Raw genomic sequence first — 3,246 nt, 5'->3', positions numbered from 1 at the left:
GCCCATCGGCGGCCAGTAGGGCACGGTGGACGTTTGGACGAGGACACAAATGTGATCACACCATCAAGGTCGGATCCTGCCCTGTCGTAGCAGCTCTACGAGGATGTCCACATCCGTCCAAGGATTGGTTCGGTACCCGCGCTCACTCCCCAGGCGCAGCTTCTCCGCACGCTCCTTCGCCTTGGCGTGGCGGGCGCTGTCCGAACCAAGGAGCTTGTTGTAGTCCAGATGTTTTCGCTGGACCGTGTAGCCGCAGTCCTCTGCCTTCTCCAACGCGGTCTGTGCGGCAGCCGAGGTCTGATAAGCCGCAATGTCCCTGAAGTGCAGGAGGATCCAGAGCTCGAAGCACGGGTTGGACAGGGCTATGTTGACCCCCGCCTGCCGCGCGAGCTTCAGGGCTTCGTCGAGCGAGGGGTGAGGAGTTGGGGCCTCGACATCCACAACACACCACACCTCGTCGTAGGAAGTGCATCGATCCGCTGGGGACTGAGGGGCTCGCTCCCTGTGCTTGATGGCCGATTTCACCAAGGACATGGGCTCGCCGTGCTCGCCTCCGAGACAGATCGTCACAGGTAGCGGCCTCAGTTCTTGCTTGAGCCCCTCGAAGTACTGATCCTCCGTGCATTCGCCTTCGCAGTAGATCAGGAACCTGCGCTGCTCCGGGCGCGAGCTGCCCGGCCTCTGCAGCGGCTTCCCCTTACGCCCCACCTACGCCCCTCCGACCGCCTCGGAAATCTCACGCAACAAGTCGTCGTCCAGATACGGGACCGCGCCGTAGCGACCAGCCAGGTAGCGCTTCTCCAGGTTCTCCAAGGAGTCACGCACATGGAACTCAGTCATGGGGAACAGCCGAGTCGCCAGGGTTTCGGCGTCCTTCTCCGTGAACCACACCTGATCCCGGAAGAGCTCCGTCCGTACGTTCCTGCCCAGCAGGGCGGCTTCGTGAGTGCTGAAGATCAACTGCGCGCCTGAGCGGTTGACGTCCGGTGACTGGAACATGCCGACGAGAGCGTCGACAAGATACGGATGGAGACGAGCGTCGAGTTCGTCCACGCACAGCACGGCCCCCTCGGCAAGGGTCGCGAGCACTGGCCCCATGAGCCCGATCCAGGTACGCGTACCGCTCGACTCCTCCGCGAGGTCCAGCGGAAAGACTCCCTCGGTGGTCCGATGCTCGACACGCACCGAATGCAAGCCCGGCGTTTCGACACGCACCCTGTTCCCCAGCGCTTCCCTCATCGCCCGGGTAAGTCGCTGGTATTCGTCGATGACCGTCTCGTCCGGCTCCTCGACCTCCAGCCCCGAGACCCCCAGGTCCGCGAATTGGAGCAGCCTCATCACCGGCGCCGAATCGCCCTGCTCCCGGTCATCCCGCAGGAGGCGGACGGTATGGTCCAGACGATTCCTGAAGTTCCCGTCCGTGGCAAGCCGCAGGCCCTTCTGGAACCATCGGTACACCTCGCTGAGCTGCGGGTGTCCTTGAGCCGCCGCAACGGACAGATAGAGACTGTTCGGACGGAGCAACTCAGAAATGATCTTCTTTCGGCCTGTCAAGGACCGTCCGAAGGCAACCGGGGAGTCACCGTTGCGTTCGTACAGTCGATTGGCCTTGCGCTCCGGGAAGTAGTACAGCCACTCCTCGGTCACGCGGTCGTCGTCGACGGAGAAGCCGAATTCGTGGCGGACACCGTTCAATGCGAAATCGACGCTGAAGGACGTCGGCGACGACGTCACGTCCCGGCGCAGCGCGAAGGGACGGCGGGGAATCCCGCCGGTCGGGTCCCAGTGCCGGAACGATGACAGCACCGCCTGACGCATCCAGCGGATCGCATCGATCACGTTGGACTTTCCGGACGCGTTCGTTCCATAGATCGCGGCGACGGGTACAGCACGGTGCTCTCCGTTGACGAGCTCACACTCAGCTCGCTCGGGGTGGCGGTCGGACGCGATCAGGGAAAGTTCCTGCTCATCACGCAGGGACGCGTGGTTGGTCACCTGAAACCGCAGCAGCATGGCAACCTCCTCAAGCATTTACACATGTCACCAAACGGCTGTCCCGCTCAAAATCTGACGATACAAGCCCCTAGCGGCAACGGCTAGGCCGTTCACTCTGCCGTGACGGCTTGTTCCCGGCAGAGACCGACCTCACCGCCGCCGTATCTGGCTCTCGGTGCCGGTCTCGTTGATGCGGCACACTGGACGTTTGGCCGTAGGCCTCGGCCGTACGGAAGGGATGTGCACGTACGTGAATGGTCCACTCATCGTCCAGTCGGACAAGACTCTGCTCCTTGAGGTCGACCACGAGCAGGCCGGCGAGTGCCGGCGGGCCATCGCGCCGTTCGCCGAGCTGGAGCGGGCGCCCGAGCACATCCACACCTACCGGGTGACCCCGCTGGGCCTGTGGAACGCGCGGGCCGCAGGGCACGACGCCGAGCAGGTCGTCGACGCGCTCGTGCAGTACAGCCGCTATCCCGTGCCGCACGCGCTGCTGGTGGACATCGCCGAGACGATGGACCGCTACGGACGGCTGACCCTCTCCAAGCACCCGGCGCACGGCCTGGTCCTCACGACCACCGACCGTCCTGTGCTGGAGGAGATCCTGCGCTCGAAGCGGATCACCCCGCTCGTGGGCGCCCGGCTCGACCCGGACACGGTCGCCGTGCACCCCTCGGAGCGCGGCCAGATCAAGCAGGTGCTGCTGAAGCTGGGCTGGCCGGCCGAGGACCTCGNNAACACCGTCTCGGCCCGGCAGTGGAAGCACGAGCTGGTGAAGCGGACCTCGCTGACCGAGGAGGAGATCGGCGAGTACAGCGGTACGCGCAAGGAGATCCGACCGGTCACCATCGCGACGTACCAGGTGCTCACGACCAGGCGGAAGGGTGTCTACCCGCACCTGGAGCTGTTCGACTCCCGTGACTGGGGGCTGATCATCTACGACGAGGTGCATCTGCTGCCCGCTCCTGTCTTCAAGTTCACCGCCGATCTGCAGGCCAGGCGGCGGCTCGGACTGACCGCGACCCTGGTGCGGGAGGACGGGCGCGAGTCGGACGTCTTCTCGCTCATCGGGCCGAAGAGGTTCGACGCGCCCTGGAAGGAGATCGAGGCGCAGGGCTACATCGCGCCCGCCGACTGTGTCGAGGTCAGGGTCAACCTCACGGAGTCGGAGCGGCTCGCCTACGCCACCGCCGAGACGGAGGAGAAGTACCGCTTCTGTGCGACCACCGCGACCAAGCGCAAGGTCACCGA

The 3,246-nt window shown here is 64.7% G+C and carries 3 protein-coding genes and 1 pseudogene; 2 read left to right on the top strand and 2 right to left on the bottom strand.

The annotated features are described in order from the left end of the window. Positions 1-63: 63 nt before the first annotated feature. Entirely contained in the window at positions 64-708 is a 645-nt protein-coding gene (locus AOK08_RS38555; protein ID WP_055534778.1) for an RloB family protein, read from the bottom strand. Next, positions 709-2,013 (bottom strand): AAA family ATPase, encoded by a 1,305-nt coding sequence (locus AOK08_RS38550; RefSeq protein ID WP_063794217.1) that lies wholly within the window; start codon positions 2,011-2,013, stop codon positions 709-711. 232 nt (positions 2,014-2,245) lie between these two features. Here AOK08_RS38550 and AOK08_RS48105 point away from each other — a divergent pair. Beyond that, a pseudogene (locus AOK08_RS48105) lies at positions 2,246-2,729 on the top strand (helicase-associated domain-containing protein); the annotation flags it as partial. Positions 2,730-2,731: 2 nt separating this feature from the next. Next, positions 2,732-3,246: DEAD/DEAH box helicase family protein (locus AOK08_RS48100; RefSeq protein WP_422125812.1), on the top strand; the 515-nt coding region annotated here is incomplete at both ends.

Origin of the sequence: Streptomyces graminilatus (assembly GCF_001418565.1) — a bacterium.
Classification (GTDB): domain Bacteria; phylum Actinomycetota; class Actinomycetes; order Streptomycetales; family Streptomycetaceae; genus Streptomyces; species Streptomyces graminilatus.
This window is presented reverse-complemented; position numbering and strand designations above follow the sequence as displayed.